The organism is Aquimarina sp. MMG015 (genome assembly GCF_018100855.1).
Classification (GTDB): Bacteria; Bacteroidota; Bacteroidia; order Flavobacteriales; family Flavobacteriaceae; genus Aquimarina; species Aquimarina latercula.
This window is the reverse complement of the sequence record NZ_JAGJEB010000016.1, coordinates 23386-41485: the sequence shown is the minus strand read 5'-3', so window position 1 is coordinate 41485 and position 18100 is coordinate 23386. Positions and strand designations below refer to the sequence as shown.

Genomic DNA, 18100 nt, shown 5'->3' with positions numbered 1-18100 from the left:
CATTCTTATAAAAAAAAGTTAAAACTAACATATGTTAGTTTAGAAAACAGTGATTATCAGTAAGTTATAAGTTAAAACCGTAAATATTATACAGTAAATACGTAGTCTTTTTTAAGATAAATTATTACTAATTATACTATTCATTTTCAAAGAAACTCAATTACAATTAATATTAAACTTCTTATTTTTGCAGCCTTAACAAACAACTATGTATAGAAGTCATTCTTGTGGTGAATTACGCACCTCCGATATCAATAAAGAAGTAACCTTATCTGGATGGGTCCAAAAAGTAAGAGACAAAGGATTCATGATATGGGTAGATCTAAGAGATCGTTATGGAATAACCCAATTGATCTTTGATGAAGAACGCACTCCTTCTGATGTTATGGAAAATGCAAAAACTCTTGGTAGAGAATTTGTAATACAAGTCAAAGGAACTGTAATAGAACGAGAATCTAAAAATCCAAATATTCCTACTGGTGATATCGAGATTTTAGTGCAAGAATTGCAAATTTTAAATGAAGCATTAGTTCCACCTTTTACCATTGAAGATGAAACTGATGGAGGTGAAGATATCAGAATGAAGTATAGATATCTTGATATAAGAAGAAACCCTGTAAAAAATAGCCTGATGTTTCGTCATCAAGTTGCTATGAAAGTTCGTAACTATTTATCAGAAGATGGTTTTATAGAGGTAGAAACGCCTTATTTGATAAAATCAACCCCAGAAGGAGCTAGAGATTTTGTTGTTCCATCTCGTATGAATGAAGGTCAATTTTATGCTTTACCTCAATCTCCGCAGACTTTTAAGCAACTATTGATGGTTGGGGGAATGGATAAATATTTTCAGATTGTAAAATGTTTTAGAGATGAAGATTTAAGAGCGGATAGACAACCAGAGTTTACTCAGATTGACTGCGAAATGGCATTTGTTGAACAAGAGGATATTCTTACTATTTTTGAAGGACTTACTCGTCATTTAATTAAAGACATTAAAGGTCAGGACATTACTGATTTTCCAAGAATGACTTATGACGAAGCCATGAGAACGTATGGTAATGATAAGCCAGATATCCGTTTTGGAATGAAATTCGGAGAACTAAATAAAGTAGCTCAACATAAAGAATTCAAAGTTTTTAATGATGCCGAATTAGTAGTTGCAATTGCTGTACCCGGAGGAGCTTCTTATACTAGAAAAGAAATTGACAAACTAATAGATTGGGTAAAACGTCCACAAGTAGGAGCACTAGGAATGGTGTATGTAAAATGTAATGAAGATGGAAGTTACAAATCATCCGTGGATAAATTTTATGACCAATCTGATTTATCCAAGTGGGCAGAAACTACTGGTGCAAAACCTGGAGATCTTATTTGTGTACTATCAGGGCAAGCAACTAAAGTACGAGGAGAGTTAAGTGCATTAAGAATGGAACTGGCAGAAAGATTAGGATTAAGAAATCCTGAGGAATTTGCTCCATTATGGGTAGTTGATTTCCCTCTTTTAGAATGGGATGAAGATACAGAACGATATCATGCAATGCATCACCCCTTTACATCTCCAAAACCAGAAGACATACCTCTTTTAGATACTAAACCAGGTGATGTTAGAGCAAATGCTTATGATCTGGTATTAAATGGTAACGAAATTGGTGGTGGATCTATCCGTATTCATGATAAAGAAACGCAAGCATTAATGTTTGACCATCTAGGTTTTACTCCCGAAGAAGCAAAAGAACAATTTGGTTTCTTAATGGATGCCTTTCAATATGGAGCTCCTCCACACGGAGGAATAGCTTTTGGATTTGATAGATTGGTAGCGATACTTGGAGGTCAGGAAACCATTAGAGATTTTATTGCTTTCCCTAAAAATAATAGTGGTCGAGACGTAATGATAGACGCTCCTGCTAATATTGATCAAGAACAACTCAAGGAATTAAACATAAAACTAGATTTATAAAATAAAACATCCCGCCGAAAGCGGGATTTTTTATTACCTTTAATCTAAACCTTGAATATCCATAGATGCCAGCTAAAAAAAAGACGCTACTACATAGGTTTTTGATTTGGCGATATCGTCATATCTCCAATAAAAACTTTGTTCTTATTTTAAGTGTTTTTGTTGGTTTTTGTGCTGGTCTCATTTCTCTTTTACTTAAGAACATTACACACCTAATACAGGTAGTTTTGGAAAGTGATATTATCTCATGGCAAACATCTTTTTATTTTATTATTCCAATGATTGGGCTCCTGATCGTTTACATTATTACAAAATTTATAGTCAAAAAGAGTGTAAAATCTGCTATTCCAATGATTTTATATTCTCTTTCTAAAAAAGATGGAAAAATAAAACCATTAAGTGGTTACTTACCACTCCTTCTATCTCCTATTACTGTAGGTTTTGGAGGTTCTGTAGGATTACTTGGCCCAGCTGTGGGCTCGGGTTCTACATTAAGTTCAAATCTTAGCTCATTATTTAAGTTAGACACCAAAACGCGTTTTTTATTAATTGGATGTGCTGCTGCAGGAGCGATTTCCGCTGTTTTTAAATCTCCTCTTGCCGGTTTAGTATTTGCCGTAGAAGTATTTAGTCTTGACCTTACCTTAACTTCATTATTACCATTATTATTTGCTTCCGTTTCATCGATTATCACTTCTTATTTCTTTTTAGGAGATGAAGTATTGTTCAGTTTTGATGTTCTAGAAAAATTTGATATTTACGATACTCCTTTTTACATTATTCTCGGAATTGGAACAGCAGTTGCTTCTATTTATTTTACTAAAATGTACTTCGGAATTCTTCATTTTTTCGATCGTTTTCCTAAAAAAATTCATCGTTTACTTATTGGTGGTTTTGCTATTGGTATCATGCTATATTTTATTCCACCACTTTATGGTGAAGGATTAAGTTTTATTAATGATCTTTTAAATGGAAATCACCTTGCAGCTATTGGAAATACTCCTTTTGATACCATGACAGACAACATCTGGATGATCATTGCTTTGCTTACAGGTATAACAATTTTTAAAGCAATTGCGATGACGGCAACATTTGGTGCTGGTGGTTCTGGAGGGATTATAATCCCCACTATGGTAATGGGCAGCGCATTAGGCAATGTAGTCTCCAAAATAATCAATAATCTCGGTATTGGTATTCAAGTATCCGAAGCCAATTTTACTTTATTAGGAATGGCTGGCCTTATAGCCGGTGTATTACACGCTCCTCTTACTTCTATTTTTCTTATAGCTGAAATTACTTCTAGTTATGAATTATTTGTACCATTGATGATTACAACAGCTATATCATTCATTATTTCAAAAAATAGTATCGAGCATAATATTTATACAAGAGAGCTTGCAGAACAAGGGTTATTACTTACACATGATAAAGATCAAACCGTTCTTACGCTTATGAAATTAGATGATTGTATCGAAACTAACTTCATTCCTGTTAATCCTGAACATACTTTAAAACATCTACTCAGTGAAGCTGTTGCTAAATCCAATAGAAATTTATTTCCTGTTGTTGATGAATCTAATACTTTATTAGGGATTGTAAAATTAGATAATATCAGAGATATTATGTTTGATATTTCTCTTTACCATAAAACTACCGTTGCTATGTTGATGACCCAACTAGAAACTATGATTGTTTATGAAGAGGACGATGCAAAAACTGCAATGCGGAAATTTCAAGACACTGGGGCTTGGAATCTTCCTGTAGTTAAAAACGGAAGGTATTATGGTTTTATTTCCAAATCAAAATTATTAACAGCTTATCGAAGAAAACTTATTAATTTCACTAGATAAATACCTTTTCAAAGAATTTAGATAATAAAAATAAATCCCACTAAGATAAATTCTTAGTGGGATTTAAACATCAAAAAAAAGAGATGTTATTTTTTGATTAATTGAACAATTTCATTCCGTCCATCCAAAATTATTTTTATCAAATACATTCCTTGAACCAGATTAGGCGTTTCTATACTAATAATATTCTCTTGAACCTCTACTCCATCATTACTCATTACCTTTTTTCCTAGAATATTATATATTTCTACTTGCACATCTTTTAATCTTACATTAGTCATTGGAAAAGAAATTTTTACAGAGTTTGTAAAAGGATTTGGCCAAACTTTTGCAAAAGCTAGATTTGGTAAATCAATCGTATCTACTCCTAAAGTTTGAGAAATAGGCTCGCTAATTAATACCAATCCAAAACTTGTTCCAAAACTAACAGTGCCATTGGTAACTGTTCCTAACGATCCAGAAAAGTAATCTTGTAATTCTGTTCCATCTTCCCACATCCCAAATACATCCAAAACTCCAGCAAAGTCATTATCATTACCCGTGTAGACAAGAGCTTTATCCTGAAAGCCATTTTTATCATATTCTCTCTTAAAAGTATAAGGAGTGTCTTGTAGTTTTGTATGTTTTCCTGCTCCTACAGAAATATGTTCTCTTCTAAACTTACCAATTTTCTGATAATGTGTTAATGTTAGCGAAGCAACAGAATTCGGATTAGTAAGTTCATCAAAATTCATATTAGAGCGTAATGTAGCATCTCCTGTAGCACCACCACCTGGAGTAAGTGTTCTAGCAGTTTCATCTCCATAATATATCTGTGCTGGCCCTGGTGTTAATAATAATTTGGTACCAGCTTCAAAAGTCTTTTGTCTATTCCTATCAAACACTTCTTCAGTATCATGATTGGTTAAAAAATTCATTGCACTTTTTCCTTCTCCTAATTGATTTTGTAATAGATTATCATATCTACTAAAAATACTTTCCAAACCTTCATCCGCATTAAACCTAAACTCGAAATTGATTAAGTTTGCAAACCCATTGTTATAATAATCTACATTAAAACCATCTCCTGTAAAATTTCTTCCCATTGTGGGAGCATTATAATTAAAGACTTCTCCAGTCATCCAAAAATCAAGATCGTCTAACTTTTTGCTAGGGTTGTTAGTTTTCCATTCTCTTAAGGCAATGATACCTTCTGCCTCCAACTCTTTCCATACAGCTTCTTCTACGTGTTTTACAGTATCTACTCTAAAACCATCTACTCCATATTTTCTAACATAATCTGTGAGCCATTTAATGATATAACTTCTTGGAGATCTAGATTTACCTGTTCTATTAAAAAAATCATTCAGTTCATTTTCTTCTCGTTCTCTTCTCCCTTCTTGATTCCATTTCTCTAATAACCAATTTGGCAAGCTTACATTATCATTAGAATCAGTTCTAATGTCTGGTAAGTTATCTACTAGCTCACAAGGTATTGTACCATTAGGACCTTGAAAATTACAATCAGGATCTCTTCGCACCCACTCATCCGGCCATGATTGATTTTGATCTGTACTTGTGTCAGGGCCAACATGATTCAATACAACATCTAACAACACTCTAATTCCATGCTCGTGCGCAGTATCTACAAAAGTTCCAAAAAGAGCATTGGTTCCTAAGTTTGCATCTATATTGGTCCAGTCTTTTGCCCAATATCCATGAAAACCGTATCCGGCTCCTGGAACAGATCCATAAATATTTTCAATTGGCGGTGTAATCCATAGAGCATTTACGCCAAGGTCATCAAAATATCCTTCTTCTATTTTATTAATTAAGCCTAATAAGTCTCCTCCTTCGTAATTTCTTAGTGGCGGTCCATCTTGTGGTCGACTATAAGAAATATCATTAGAAGGATCACCATTTTCAAAACGATCCGTAAGAACAAAATATACTGTTGCGTTTTCCCATACAAATGGCAAATCCCTTTCTGATTGTGCATAACTAGCGCTGTAGAAATACAGCATTAAAGTTACTGCAATTAGTAAACTCTTTTTCATTGTGTGATTTTTTAAGTTTTGTTTGTGTTTGATATACGTATAAGTTTAATTTGTTGAGGTCTAAAAGCTTTTAGAGCGCATTTAAACCTTAGATCTTAGAAAACGTATGTTTTATAAAACTATTAGATGATTTTTTTACGAAAACCTTTGATTGTTAATAAATTGTACTTAAATCACCAAAAAAAACTCTTAGATGAAATATGTTATTAGAATATTATTCATTGCAGTAGTCGCCCTAGTCGCTATTGGTTATTATCATAAAAACTCTGGAGATCATCTTACAGGAGACAAATGGGTTGGTCTCGGAATCTTAGGTGCTTCCTTTATATTAATGCCTTTATTCATATATCACAGATGGAAAGATAAAAAGGTTAAAGATTATATGTTAACTGAAGAAAACCTTCAAAAAATGAGAGATCACGGTAAAGAGGAAAAAACTGACAAAAACTAAAATTATGCAAATATTTACATTTTAATAACAAATCTTTTTGCATTAAAAGTTACCTTTATGTTTCATAATATTATCTTATTACAATGGAAGGAACAGTAAAATTTTTCAATGAATCTAAAGGTTACGGGTTCATTACCAACGATGAAACAGGAAAGGACATCTTTGTACACGCTTCAGGATTAAATGGTGAAGCGCTTAATGAAGGTGACAAAGTAGAGTATGAAGAAGAAGAAGGAAGAAAAGGAATTATTGCAGCTCAGGTTCGCGTAATTCATGGTTAAGATAAAAAACTTCTAAGTTTCATAGGCGCTAATCATAGCGCCTTTTTTATTCTTTTACATTATACTTTTTCTTAAACAATTCTACTTGCATTATTAAAAATTCTAAAACTTTTAAATCATCATTTGTTTTAAGAACAGTTTTTAAACTTTTCTCTTCATTTAAAAAATCCAAAAAATTATAAAATTCTGTTTCGGGTATTTCCAATTCTTTTATAAAAAACTCTTCTTTATAAAAATCTGTTATTTGGGCTTTAGATTCAATCTGTTTCGATTTATTTCTAAAAGCTCCGGATATTAGATTAATTAATATTCCAATATCAATCGATAGCGAAGCTTGGCTACTTCCCTGTCCTAAAGCGATATTTTTTACTGGTGATTGGGCATCATCTTGCCAAACAATCCTCATTTTCTTGATCTGAGCTGCATTCCACAATGGTAATCTATCCTCGTATGTTGGTATTTCTTGGATGTCCTTTTGTATATCTCCAGATAAAATATACTCTGATATTCTTACTTCATCTAATTCATTAACCTCTGGTTCTAAGAAAACCGTAAAATTATCCGATTGTAAATCTTCTTTAGTAATTACAAGCTTTTCTAATTGGAATTGAATTGATGAAAACACAACTTGATCTCCTGGTTCTGCCTCTATTTTAAAATATCCTAATGCATTACTAATAGTACCTATCTCTTTGGTAAGATTGACAATATTAACTGCTTCTAATTCTAATGTTTTTACAACAATTCTTCCTTCTAACCAAGAGTTATTCTGGCCAAAACTTAATAAAGAGATCAAAAAAAAGAGGTGGAAAATATTTTTTTGCATTTGTTTCTTCAAATAGTGTAATACATTTTCAGTTTTTCTCTTTTCGTAGAATTTTAGTATTAAAATCTTTACTTTGATTAATTAGGTATTCTAATATCCTTAACTCATCTCTTGTTTTTAGCACCTCTTTTGTTTCTACTTTTTGATTTAGATAATCTATAAAATTATACACTTCAACTTCAGGTATTTCTAATTCATTCACTAAAAAATCACCATTATAAAAATCTGACACTTTTGGAATACGAACTACTTTTTTAGGTCTCTTTTTCTTAAAAAGACTAGCAATCATCCTACCTGTAGCTATAAAATTAAAAGCGGTAGCATTTTTTCTATGATCAATAGTTGTATTTCTAACAGTTGCAGCACCTTTTTCATGTACAAAAGGAGTAGTATCCAATAGTTTTGCATTAAACATTGGTAATTTATCCTCAATTGTTTCAATTTTCTTTATATCCTCCTTAGGCTCTCCTGAAAGATTATACCGAGAAATAGTGACTTCGTCTAATTCATTTACTTTAACCTCTAATTGTATAGTTAGATTCGCTTTTTTTAGATCTTGTTTAGTAACTATATGTGATTTTTGGTAATGTTGGACTGATGAAAAAATGATCGTATCCCCTTTATTGGCTTTTATTTCAAAAAAACCAACTTTATCATTTATTGTTCCTATACCTTGGCTAATATTTATAATATTTACCGACTTCTGATGAATCGTATCTGTGAGTATTTTACCTCTTAAAATCTCATTATCTTGAGAAAAGCCAACAGAGCTCACTAAAGAAATAATAACATATAGTTCTTTTCGCATTTTGATTGATTCTATAAAAAAGACTGAGATCTATAAAAACAGTTGCAAGTATTGTTTAAACACCTTAATCTTAAAACAGATTAGACAGCTTATCCGTTTTAAGAATTTTTAATCTTGCTATCGTTTTAAGGAAAGCTATTGCAGTAATAAAAGCATCTCCAGAGGCTGTATGTCGATCGCTTTTGGATATTTTTAAGTCATCACATAATTCATCTAAACTATAATGAAGATGCTTTCTATGGGTATGATATACGATATGTTTAGTTTTCCGAAAAAGTACTCCAGTATCCAAAAACCTATTCTTTAATGTCCCTAACCCATGCCTCTTTAAGGCACTATTTATCATTCTGCGATCAAAATCTGCATGATGTGCAATTAATATAGCGTTTCCTATATATTTTATGAATAACTCAATTGCTCTGTATTCTAATATCGTATCAAAATTATTATTCTTTCGAATCCCATGAATCTCTACTGTATCAGAATTGAAAACATCTTGTTCTAGATATAATTCCAATTGATCTGCCACGTCAATTGCAACATTATTAATTGCAACACATCCAATAGATAGAATCCTATCATCCTTATAATCAAAGCCAGTAGTTTCTGTATCAAATGCAACAAACCTAACCTCATCAATAGTTTTTCTCTGAAAACGATTTTCAAAAAGTGAAAGATAATTATCCCAGAAATCTGGAAGCTCTTTATTTCTATTTAGAGACCATAAACTCATCACTACATTAATGTTTTTAACTGAAAACGTACTCTTAACACCTCTTGAATATCCCGTATGGGCTTAAAACATCTTTTAAGCTTTAGTTTATCACTTTTACTCAATGTATTTAATTTAATAAATCTCCCAGAGTCTTTATGAATTAACCCCTGACGTGTTCTAAACTTAAGTAGCACTCTAAAGGCCTTTGCACAACTCTCAAAAAGCTCCTTGTTATTTGGTTCTAGTATTGCAAGTTTTTCATACCGAAGTAATGTATTATTAACTCCTTTTAAATTATGATATAGTGATAAAATTCTTGCTCCATCGATCAATACCATCATAGCTCTTGTTTTGATATCAAAAGTATCCTTATGTTCTCCATTTTGTTCAACCAAAAACTGCTTAAAAAAACCTAAAGGCGATGGTTTTTGTAATGCACTAACTCCCAACAATCCTAAAAACCTTTTACTTTTATTAACTCCATCAAAAACCACATCAGATAGCTGATTTACCATATATGGATCTCCATATACTAACTGAAAATCAAAGAATATTGATGACAATAAGGTACTTTCTTCCGTTGGGGTTGTCATCCAATTTCTAAACTGCATTTCCCATTCCATAGCAGACATGCACCATCTTGGGTTACTTGCCATCATTTCTGCTGGACAATACTCAAAACCAATTGTGTGTAAGCTTTTAGTAATTATTCGCGCTAATTCTAAAAAGTAGCGTTGAGTTGATTCATATATACCTTCGCTAACATCTTCGAATACAATGGCATTATCTTGATCAGTTAACAACAACTGTTCTCTTCTTCCTTGACTACCTAAAACTAAAAAACTAAACTTCACTGGTGGTTTTTCTGGCATTTCTTTTAATGATAATTCGATTGCTCTAATTACCAATGCATCATTAACTTCTGAAATAAGATTTAAGATATGTAATGTTGGAATATCTTGTTCTAAATATGTTTTTAACAATCTTTCTAACTGCTTCCTAATATATCTAAGTCGTTGTATTTTTTTAGCTCTCTTAATCTCCTTAATCAATACGGAAGGATTATTTCCAAAAGACACTAACAAATCATGATTAGAAAAAACGCCAACTAGCTTTGAACTGCGAGTTCCATCCTTAGTTATACAAAGATGACTAATATTATTTTTGATTAACGCAATTTGTGCTTCGGCTACGGTCAACTTTTTAGCATATGTTTTAACTGGAGTATTCATAATCTCTGTAACCATTGCAGTAGCCGGAAACAAACCTGTAGCTACTTTTGCTCTAAGATCACTATCAGTTACGATACCTATTGGGTATTTATTTTCATCCGCAACGACTACTGCATCTACTTTACGTTTGTTCATTTCTAAAGCAATATCCTTTACAATAGTAGATGAATTACATGTTAGTGGTTTTTTGCGATAAGAAATTGTCCGCAAAGTAGAAAGATCATTTGCCGTATCAATGGATATCGTATTATCTATTCTTTTCCCCTTTTCTGTCTCCGTATAATAGTTTCTCGCATGGGTTGCAAATGTTTCTAGCAGAAACGTATTTACGTCTTTATTCTGATCAATAAAGGGTTTGAAAACTGATGATGGAATTGCATACACTATAGACTCTTCATTGGCTAAAGAGGCCATTCTATAATTCTTTTTAATAATCATGATACGAAGCCCAAAAAGATCTCCGGTATCACATATATCTACTAAATCCTTTTCGTTTCCAATGTTTCTGTATAATCCAATTGCTCCCTCTCTTACTATATAAAATTCATCGTGGCACTTTTCACCTTGATTAAACACATACTCTCCCTTCTCTAAATACAATACTCGAATCTGACCAGAAATCATTAATAATTCTTCCTTTCTCAACATATTGAAAGGTGGAAACTGTTTCAAAAAATCCTGAATTCGTTCTGCAATTGTATTTTTCATGAAGATATCATTAGTATCAATTTAAATTACGTTTTTCAATAAAAAAGCGTTTAAGTATTTCACTACACTCTTCTTCTAATACACCCCCTGTCATTTTGGTTTTAGGATGTAATTTTGTCCCCATGTTTATACACCCGCGTTGTTCATCCCTTGCTCCGTATACTATTTTACCGATCTGACTCCAAAACAAGGCACCGGCGCACATTTGACATGGTTCTATTGTCACATACAACGTACATTCTTTTAAATACTTCCCACCTAAAAAATTTGCAGCTGCCGTAATAGCTTGCATTTCGGCATGAGCCGTTACATCATTTAATAGCTCTGTTAAGTTATGTGCTCTAGCAATAATTCTATCAGAAACTACTATCACAGCTCCTATAGGTATTTCTCCTTTTTCATAGGCTACTTCGGCTTCCTGAAGTGCCTTTCTCATAAAATGTGAGTCATCGTATGGATCAAACATAAACTTATTTTAATTTAAAGTAAAACTAATAAATATAATCCTTCTTATTTTCAATGTATTCAGCTTTATAAGAAACTGTCTTAATTAATTTTACGGGATCTCATTAGAATTACCGATTAGAGACTGTTACAGCTCATTTCAAAATAGTACTTTTACTGAATGAAAGACACACTACTTTCACATATTAATTATCCAGAAGATCTCCGTAAACTATCAACTAATCAATTACCAGATTTAGCGAAAGAGTTACGAAACTTTGTGATTAACATTGTAGCCAGTAAAGAAGGACATTTAGGCGCTAGTTTAGGTGTTATAGAACTTACGATTGCTTTACATTACATTTTTGATACTCCAAATGATTTATTAGTCTGGGATGTTGGACATCAAGCATATCCTCATAAGATACTTACAGGAAGGAAAAGTTTATTTCATACCAATCGACAATTAAACGGTATTAGTGGATTTCCTAAACGAAGTGAAAGTGAATATGATACTTTTGGTGTTGGACATTCTTCTACTTCTATTTCTGCTACTTTGGGAATGGCTATTGCCTCAAAACTGAAAGGCAATAGTGTCAAACAACATATTGCGGTAATTGGAGATGCTTCTATCGCCAGTGGAATGGCTTTTGAAGGGTTAAATCATGCTGGAGTAACAGATGCCAATATGCTAATTATTTTAAACGATAATTCAATTGGAATTGATCCAAGTGTAGGAGCTTTGAAAGAATACTTAACCAAAGCTAGAGTTGGTTACAAACCTAAAACCGATAATATTATTGAAGCCTTGAATTTTAAATACTTTGGCCCAATAGATGGACATGATTTACCAACTTTATTAAAAACACTCGAAAAATTAAAGACTATAAAAGGTCCAAAACTCTTACACATTATAACTACTAAGGGAAAAGGGCTTAAACAAGCAGAAGAAAACCAGGTTACTTATCACGCACCCGGAAAATTTGATGCGCATACAGGAGAATTAATTCCTAAAAAAGATATTCAACAACCTCCTAAATTTCAAGATGTATTTGGGTATACTATTCTAGAACTGGCTAGAAAAAACGAAAAGATCATTGGGATAACACCCGCAATGCCAACCGGTAGTTCTTTAAAATATATGATGCAAGAAATGCCAGATAGAGCATTTGATGTTGGTATTGCCGAACAACATGCAATCACGTTAGCTGCTGGAATGGCAACGCAAGGATTAATACCTTTCTGTACCATCTATTCTACATTTTTACAGCGTGCTTATGATCAATTAATCCATGATGTAGCATTACAGAATCTACCTGTAATTTTCTGTATTGATCGCGCTGGGTTAGTTGGAGCAGATGGTGCAACACACCATGGTGTTTTTGACATTGCATATCTGAACTGTATTCCTAATATGATTATAGCAGCACCGGCGAATGAAATTGAGTTAAGAAACCTTATTTATACGAGTACATTAGGGTTAAAAAATCCAATAGCAATTAGATATCCTAGAGGTAGAGGAAAAATAATAGATTGGAAAGTTCCTATGACAGAAATTTCAATAGGAAAAGGAAAGTGTTTAAGAAATGAAATTTCGAAAATAGCTATCTTATCGACAGGAACAATAGCGAATAACATTATAGATGCGTTAAAACACATCGACAAAACAATAAGTCACTACCATTTTTGCTTTATAAAACCTTTAGATTCTGAATTATTAAAAGAAATACTACGAAAACATACTACTATTATAACGGCAGAAGATGGTGTTATCAAAGGAGGTTTTGGAAGTACTATTATAGATTTTGCGAATCATCATAATTTTCAAAATAGGATAATCACCCTTGGAGTACCGGATCACTTTATACATCAAGGAACTACAGAAGAATTACAAGAAATTTGTGGTATTTCTGTAGAAAAGATAAAAGAGACTATTATCAATCTGAATTAAACTATTGTATTACGATCTTAGTAGCGAATCTATCGCCTTCACCAGTTACTATTTGTAATATATAAATTCCTGTACCTAAATTTGGTGCGTTAATACTGTAGGAATTATTAAGGAGAATATCTTGCTCAAAAACCACTCTTCCATCAATATCAAAAATCCTTACATTACTCTCTCCATAACCCTTGGATACATTAATAACAAAATTGCCACTTGACGGGTTTGGTGTGATTCTGAAAATATTTTCGTCAAAATCTTCTACACTAAGAAAACAAGAAATTTCTGAAGAAGGTGGAATATCGAATGCTTCAATTTGATCCGTTCTACTAAGCGAATCACCTTGAGTAGCACTCCAACCTAAACCTCTTCTTGCAAAAACTTCCCAGATTAAACATACATTGGCTCCAGAATTTGCCATTTCATCTGCCATAAGAATAGCATCACGACCATCGACAAAACCAGGATTACAGGATTGAAGTTTTAATCCATCTACAATCAACTGCATCGCCAGATTATTTCCACCTGTACCATTATATAAATCTGGATCAAACCCATCTCTCTCGATCAATGCCCACGTAAGATCCCAAATCATGGATGCCCAAATAGATCCAACTCCGTGGGGTGCCGAAAAATTATTTATATCATTTGTATCCTCATACGTTACTGGATTAATCGTCATATTTGTGCTATAAGGAAAAGGTCTAATACCGTCTCCAGTAGTTGGTTGACCCACAGCATAGGTTCCTATTCCTCTACTATCTTCTGCTGCATCTCCAGATTCGATAGTCATCATCAATGCAAACCAATCCGACCATCCTTCACCCATCTGTTCCGTAGCTTGTGTACAGTTTCCATCTGGATCAAATTGAACACAGGAAGTTAAACAACCAGAGTTATTAGCTCCACCTGTTAAACGGTTAGAAATACCGTGTCCGTATTCGTGAATCACTATACCATTATCAAAACTACTATCCTCAGCAAAAAAGTTTCTTCCAACATCAGAAAGTGTAACATTTATTGTATTAGAAGTCATTTCTGTAATCAGAGCTTCTCCATCATCTCTTCCGATCATAACTGCAGGAATAGTAATGCTACCATCATCTCCTCCCATGGCAATTGGATCTCCTGCTACATTATTCACTACTAAAACCGCAACAGCTCCTGCAACTTGACATCTAGCCACTTTATCGTCAAAATTACAATTCCCTCTTCGTACAACTGCAATCCTTCCGTTAAGTGAAGATACGTTTATAATATCAGAACAAATATCATTAGCATCTACAGACGAATCATCGTCAATAGCAAGTACTAAATTCGCTGTAAGTCCGCTAGGAAACTCAGGCGCATCAACATGACCCGGATTAAACGAATTATCGACGGTAACATAAGACCCTGATAACGTCCCTCCGTTAACCACGAAAGTATTTACCGCTGGATCAGGTGTTGGGTTCCATAAAAACATTTGCATTCTTGGATTTAAACCATCTGGCGGTGTTCCAAAATTTGCATTATTAAATCCAGATCCATCTTGGGCATCTGCAAACACCTCATCACTGCCAGATCCTCCTTTTCCATAATTATTAAACTGAAAATTTCCTGCTGTTTCGTCAAAACCATATTGATACCAAACATCGTGTGCAACATTATTGGCGTAAAAAAGATTTGTAATTGATGCTTCTTCAAAATTTTCAACTAACGCATCTTCATCAAAAGGAAAATCAAATATCAAGTTTGCACCACCCTCTGCAAGATTTCCAATACCATTATTAGCATTTACATCTTCTGAGGCTATTACATTATTTCCTCTTGTAGTTGTAAACTCTACCCCATCTATTCCATTAGTATCATGCCAACCAAAAGGAGATGCTGTAGCTTCTGCAGGATTTGTAACAAGGACTCTATTTCCATGATTTGGACTCTCTATAGCAGGTATAGGATATACATTATAACTTCCTTCCATCAAAAAATTATATTCTTGCTTTAGTCCAAAAGTATTCTCAGAAACATGACTTCTATGTCCTTTATAATTTTCGTTATATTCAAAAGAACATTCTGTTATCCAGTCTGTTTTATCCAACACCTCTCCCGTGGTAGCATCTACTCTAATGCTATACCAATGTTCTCCGCTGATCATAAATATACTCACATCCCAGGAGAGTACTAATTCATCATTTTTAAAAACATACATAGACCGAACAGGTATCTCCTCTTGAGAAATATTTTCATCTTTATAAACAAAACTACCTTTCTTATTATTAATACTTTTTAGGTTAATTGGAGTGTTAATTCCTATATTAGAAGCAACTTGTCGTACGGCATCAGGTGGTAAAATACTGGGAGTTATTGTGTTTATCTTTTTAGAAAGATTATTATATAACTTCCCATTGAATACATGTACTTTTCCATTTTTAATAACAAAACTTCCAATGGCATTATAAATCGGAATTTCTTTGTATTCCTGAATAACATAAACATTGGTAGCTTTTAAGCTTTTAGAAAACGATTCTCTCTGAACCCGAAGTTCAGAAACATCATCTGAAGACATCCCTTCTTCTATCAAGTAATCTTTAATAAGCTGAAGATTTGATAATTGTCCGTAAATTGTAAACGAACTGAAAAATAATATAGAAAATAAAATACTATAGTAAAATCGTTTCATCCTTATAATTATTTGAAAGAGAATTATATTTTTAATTCATTATGTTGCCTAAAAGTAAGGAAAAAACAAATTCTAAAGGTTAAAAATTAAATCCCTAACCCTTTGATCTTCTGAAATTTTAACAATGCATTACCATCGGTTAGGCTTGCCACATAATTACTTATGCTTATTAACCTAGTATATAAGTCATCATTAGCATAGTCGAAATTATTTCCTTCAGCTTTCAAAATTAATTTATCATAATTAGAAGCCTGTTGATTAATAAAATGATTTGTTGCTGTACAGTACCTATCTAAAAGAGTAGCGAGAATCTCGTATCCTGCAATTTCTTTTTCTACTACTTCTGAACTTTGATAAATTTTAGCAACGCTAATTTTAATAATATCATCGATTTGTGCCTCATACTTACTCTTATCAATAAGTGCCTCATCAAAATCTCCTTTTAGTATCTCTTCTTCGTGTTCTAAAAAGATATTTGAAGCTTCTTGTATCAAGGTATTAATTGCTAATGCTCTTAAATAACTTAGGCGATCAGCTGTAGTGATCAGACTATTATATTTTGATGTATTGATTGTATCCTTTACTAACTTGATAAGATATTCTAGCGCATACTCTTCTTGTATCAATCCTAAATTAATACCATCTTCAAAATCAATAATGGTATAACAAATATCATCAGCAGCTTCTACCAAAAAAGTTAATGGATGGCGGCTATAGGTGATTTCATCTCCTATTTTTTGAGAAAGTAACCCCATTTCTTCTGCTACTTCTTTAAAAAAGCTTGTTTCGTTTTGAAAATAGCCGAATTTCTTATGTGCAATATGTGAGGTTGGTTTTTTAGGCAACGATTCTTTAGGATATTTCATAAAGGCTCCTAACGTAGCATATGATAGTCGTAAACCTCCTTCTATACCTTGTCTAGATTCTGTTAAAATCTTGAAACCATTTGCATTTCCTTCAAAATCTATAAGATCTTGATATTGTTTTGGAGTCAAATATTCTTTATACATTTTACCTTTTCCGGTAGCAAAATATTCTCCTATCGCTTTTTCTCCCGAATGTCCAAACGGAGGATTCCCGATATCATGAGATAAAGAAGCAGCCGCCACAATAGCTCCAAAATCATTAAATTGATATCCGTGAATGGTAGAAAGATGCGGATGTTTTTCTAAAATTTTTTTTCCTACTACTCTGCCTAGAGAACGACCTACTACGGACACCTCTAAACTATGGGTTAATCTAGTATGAACAAAACTAGTTTTAGATAAAGGGATTACCTGAGTTTTATCCTGTAAACTCCTAAATGCCGAAGAAAATATAATTCTATCATAATCTACCTCAAAACCTAATCTAGTTTCATCTTGTTCTTTACGTAATCTTTTATTCGTATCTCCCTGTCTTTTTAAGGATAGGAGCTGTTCCCAGTTCATCATACAATCAGAATTCTAACAATGTGCTATTGTAATAATAATAGTCCAAATATAACACTATGAAGTTATGTATGAAATGAATTATCATCCCTATCCATAAAGTATTGTATTTATGCCTTAAATAACCTAACAAAAGCCCAAATGGAAAAATCCATAATAATGATATTATAGAAAAATGAATCAATGCAAAAATAAAGGATGTAAGAATTATGGCAACTCTGGTACTAGTTATTTGATTTAATTGATTGTATAAAAAACCTCTAAACCCTAACTCCTCAAAAACTGGTGGAAAGATCGCAACAAAAAGAATTGCCCAAAACATAGGATTAGGATAATCAATATATCCTAAATAGTAATTATATGATTCATCAGATAATTGGACATTAATAAACTCTACAGCATAATACACCACAAAACCACTGGCTACAGGTACTAATAGATATCCTAAAAGAGCTAAGGGTTGAATTTTGGGAAACCTATATAATTTTATAATATTCTTAAAATCGAAAAAAGCAAAACCAATCATCAATAGTGCAAAAACACTTTCGACTGCGATCTCTTGAATCAAAGAAGTATCATCTTGATATACAAAATAATTAATCACAAGAAAAAGAAGCATCACTATATAAAAAGCAATCACTAAATTAAGCTGCTGACTTTTTTCTTTTTGTACTATTTTTTTTATTGAAGCTCCACAATTTGGACAAAAATTCCTCACATTATCCAAAGATGTATTACACGTTTTACAAATCATA

At 32.7% G+C, this 18100-nt stretch carries 14 protein-coding genes; 5 read left to right on the top strand and 9 right to left on the bottom strand.

Annotation, left to right across the window (positions count from 1 at the left end):
• Nucleotides 1-208 precede the first annotated feature (208 nt).
• Nucleotides 209-1957 carry an aspartate--tRNA ligase gene (gene aspS / locus J8L88_RS21670; protein WP_211061825.1) on the top strand — a complete coding sequence of 583 codons (1749 nt, stop codon included), beginning with the start codon at nt 209-211 and terminating at the stop codon, nt 1955-1957.
• A 65-nt stretch (nt 1958-2022) separates the two neighbouring features.
• Nucleotides 2023-3807, top strand: coding sequence for a chloride channel protein (locus tag J8L88_RS21665; RefSeq protein WP_027393934.1), 1785 nt, complete (start codon nt 2023-2025; stop codon nt 3805-3807).
• Between the two features lie 86 nt (nt 3808-3893).
• Here J8L88_RS21665 and J8L88_RS21660 read toward each other — a convergent pair whose 3' ends face one another.
• Nucleotides 3894-5843: an alpha-amylase family glycosyl hydrolase gene (locus J8L88_RS21660; protein WP_211061824.1), complete on the bottom strand. Its 1950-nt coding sequence runs from the start codon at nt 5841-5843 to the stop codon at nt 3894-3896.
• Nucleotides 5844-6036: 193 nt separating this feature from the next.
• Here J8L88_RS21660 and J8L88_RS21655 point away from each other — a divergent pair, with 193 nt between their 5' ends.
• Both J8L88_RS21655 and J8L88_RS21650 read left to right on the top strand, forming a co-directional pair.
• The gene (locus J8L88_RS21655; protein ID WP_027393935.1) at nt 6037-6294 is read left to right on the top strand and encodes a hypothetical protein; all 258 of its coding nucleotides are present in this window, start codon (nt 6037-6039) and stop codon (nt 6292-6294) included.
• Nucleotides 6295-6377: 83 nt separating this feature from the next.
• On the top strand, nt 6378-6575 hold the full coding sequence (locus tag J8L88_RS21650; RefSeq protein ID WP_027393936.1) for a cold-shock protein: 198 nt from the start codon (nt 6378-6380) through the stop codon (nt 6573-6575).
• Between the two features lie 46 nt (nt 6576-6621).
• On the opposite strand, the gene J8L88_RS21645 is transcribed toward J8L88_RS21650, so the two are convergent.
• The 5 genes from J8L88_RS21645 to J8L88_RS21625 form a co-directional block, all read right to left on the bottom strand.
• Nucleotides 6622-7401, bottom strand: a complete 780-nt coding sequence (locus tag J8L88_RS21645; protein WP_211061823.1) for a hypothetical protein — start codon at nt 7399-7401, stop codon at nt 6622-6624.
• A 28-nt stretch (nt 7402-7429) separates the two neighbouring features.
• The gene (locus J8L88_RS21640) at nt 7430-8209 is read right to left on the bottom strand and encodes a hypothetical protein (RefSeq protein WP_027393938.1); all 780 of its coding nucleotides are present in this window, start codon (nt 8207-8209) and stop codon (nt 7430-7432) included.
• 70 nt (nt 8210-8279) lie between these two features.
• Nucleotides 8280-8942, bottom strand: a complete 663-nt coding sequence (locus J8L88_RS21635; RefSeq protein ID WP_211061822.1) for a PolC-type DNA polymerase III — start codon at nt 8940-8942, stop codon at nt 8280-8282.
• Between the two features lie 2 nt (nt 8943-8944).
• Nucleotides 8945-10864 carry a DUF294 nucleotidyltransferase-like domain-containing protein gene (locus J8L88_RS21630; RefSeq protein WP_211061821.1) on the bottom strand — a complete coding sequence of 640 codons (1920 nt, stop codon included), beginning with the start codon at nt 10862-10864 and terminating at the stop codon, nt 8945-8947.
• A 16-nt stretch (nt 10865-10880) separates the two neighbouring features.
• The gene (locus J8L88_RS21625; protein WP_108803452.1) at nt 10881-11330 is read right to left on the bottom strand and encodes a nucleoside deaminase; all 450 of its coding nucleotides are present in this window, start codon (nt 11328-11330) and stop codon (nt 10881-10883) included.
• A gap of 159 nt (nt 11331-11489) precedes the next feature.
• Between J8L88_RS21625 and J8L88_RS21620 the strand changes: the two genes are divergently transcribed.
• On the top strand, nt 11490-13259 hold the full coding sequence (locus J8L88_RS21620) for a 1-deoxy-D-xylulose-5-phosphate synthase (protein ID WP_211061820.1): 1770 nt from the start codon (nt 11490-11492) through the stop codon (nt 13257-13259).
• A 1-nt stretch (nt 13260) separates the two neighbouring features.
• Here J8L88_RS21620 and J8L88_RS21615 read toward each other — a convergent pair whose 3' ends face one another.
• The 3 genes from J8L88_RS21615 to J8L88_RS21605 all read right to left on the bottom strand — a co-directional run bounded on the left by J8L88_RS21615 (nt 13261) and on the right by J8L88_RS21605 (nt 18099).
• Nucleotides 13261-15915 carry a T9SS-dependent M36 family metallopeptidase gene (locus tag J8L88_RS21615; RefSeq protein WP_211061819.1) on the bottom strand — a complete coding sequence of 885 codons (2655 nt, stop codon included), beginning with the start codon at nt 15913-15915 and terminating at the stop codon, nt 13261-13263.
• An 86-nt stretch (nt 15916-16001) separates the two neighbouring features.
• Entirely contained in the window at nt 16002-17345 is a 1344-nt protein-coding gene (dgt, locus tag J8L88_RS21610) for a dGTP triphosphohydrolase (protein ID WP_211061843.1), read from the bottom strand.
• 7 nt (nt 17346-17352) lie between these two features.
• Nucleotides 17353-18099, bottom strand: a complete 747-nt coding sequence (locus tag J8L88_RS21605; RefSeq protein WP_211061818.1) for a CPBP family intramembrane glutamic endopeptidase — start codon at nt 18097-18099, stop codon at nt 17353-17355.
• Between the last annotated feature and the right edge of the window lies 1 nt (nt 18100).

Bases quoted from the DNA above. Each gene is read 5' to 3' on its own strand.
- aspS (WP_211061825.1), top strand. From the start codon at position 209: ATGTATAGAAGTCATTCTTGTGGTGAATTACGCACCTCCGATATCAAT.
- J8L88_RS21665 (WP_027393934.1), top strand. From the start codon at position 2,023: ATGCCAGCTAAAAAAAAGACGCTACTACATAGGTTTTTGATTTGGCGA.
- J8L88_RS21660 (WP_211061824.1), bottom strand. From the start codon at position 5,843: ATGAAAAAGAGTTTACTAATTGCAGTAACTTTAATGCTGTATTTCTAC.
- J8L88_RS21655 (WP_027393935.1), top strand. From the start codon at position 6,037: ATGAAATATGTTATTAGAATATTATTCATTGCAGTAGTCGCCCTAGTC.
- J8L88_RS21650 (WP_027393936.1), top strand. From the start codon at position 6,378: ATGGAAGGAACAGTAAAATTTTTCAATGAATCTAAAGGTTACGGGTTC.
- J8L88_RS21645 (WP_211061823.1), bottom strand. From the start codon at position 7,401: ATGCAAAAAAATATTTTCCACCTCTTTTTTTTGATCTCTTTATTAAGT.
- J8L88_RS21640 (WP_027393938.1), bottom strand. From the start codon at position 8,209: ATGCGAAAAGAACTATATGTTATTATTTCTTTAGTGAGCTCTGTTGGC.
- J8L88_RS21635 (WP_211061822.1), bottom strand. From the start codon at position 8,942: ATGAGTTTATGGTCTCTAAATAGAAATAAAGAGCTTCCAGATTTCTGG.
- J8L88_RS21630 (WP_211061821.1), bottom strand. From the start codon at position 10,864: ATGAAAAATACAATTGCAGAACGAATTCAGGATTTTTTGAAACAGTTT.
- J8L88_RS21625 (WP_108803452.1), bottom strand. From the start codon at position 11,330: ATGTTTGATCCATACGATGACTCACATTTTATGAGAAAGGCACTTCAG.
- J8L88_RS21620 (WP_211061820.1), top strand. From the start codon at position 11,490: ATGAAAGACACACTACTTTCACATATTAATTATCCAGAAGATCTCCGT.
- J8L88_RS21615 (WP_211061819.1), bottom strand. From the start codon at position 15,915: ATGAAACGATTTTACTATAGTATTTTATTTTCTATATTATTTTTCAGT.
- dgt (WP_211061843.1), bottom strand. From the start codon at position 17,345: ATGAACTGGGAACAGCTCCTATCCTTAAAAAGACAGGGAGATACGAAT.
- J8L88_RS21605 (WP_211061818.1), bottom strand. From the start codon at position 18,099: ATGATTTGTAAAACGTGTAATACATCTTTGGATAATGTGAGGAATTTT.